1 protein-coding gene is annotated in these 792 nt (G+C 55.8%); it reads left to right on the plus strand.

Going from position 1 to position 792, the window contains the following annotated elements; genetic code table 11:
* On the plus strand, positions 1-567 hold a 567-nt coding region (locus tag GFC01_RS17785; protein ID WP_152948481.1), incomplete at its 5' end, for an integrase core domain-containing protein.
* Between the last annotated feature and the right edge of the window lie 225 nt (positions 568-792).

Raw genomic sequence — 792 nt, forward strand, 5'->3', positions numbered from 1 at the left:
GTACCAGGCTACCTCATGAGCCAGGACGGAAAGCTTATCGGCCGCCTGGCCGGGATCGGAAAAGTATACGTCCAGGTCGGAGTGGACTGCGCCAGCAGCTATGGCTGGGCACGGCTCTACACCGATAAGACGGCTGATTCCGCTGCTGATTTTCTAAACTACGTCCACCATGGCTACCAATCCATGGGTGTTAAGCTGCAGCGGGTCCTTACGGATAACGGCAGGGAATACGGCTCGTCCGAACCCACCTATGGACACACTTACGGTGCTACATGCCTTATCTTGGGTGTTAAGCACAAGACCACCAAAGTGAAGCACCCCTGGACCAACGGTTACGCTGAACGGTTTATTCAGACCCTGTACCAGGAATTCTTCCAGGTAGCCTTGAGGCGCAAAAGATACACCTCCGTGGAGGAGCTTCAGGCCGACCTGGATCAGTATCTGGATTATTACAACTGGAAGCGTCCTCATCAGGGGCGTCGTACCAGGGGGCGGACACCGGCACAGGCATTCTTTGTACCATACCCGGATCAACTTCTTTTGCCGGCACCGAAACTAGCCGCTTAGATTACAAGGAACAAAGTGGCGGTCTTGACTGCCACCCCGCGTGTGGTCAGTTTTGACTACCGACGGGGCGGCTCCGGGAACATGTCACGGTGATGCATGTGCCCCGCCGGTCACTCAATTGTACCACACGCGGGGACCCCGGCCGTCAAGACTTCCCTGACGGCGCCACTTTGATTAAGGTTAACCTCAAGGGCTCACCAGGAACATGTCAATAAGGGGAGCAGT

Origin of the sequence: Desulfofundulus thermobenzoicus, from assembly GCF_009428905.1 — a bacterium.
Lineage (GTDB): Bacteria > Bacillota > Desulfotomaculia > Desulfotomaculales > Desulfovirgulaceae > Desulfofundulus_A > Desulfofundulus_A thermobenzoicus.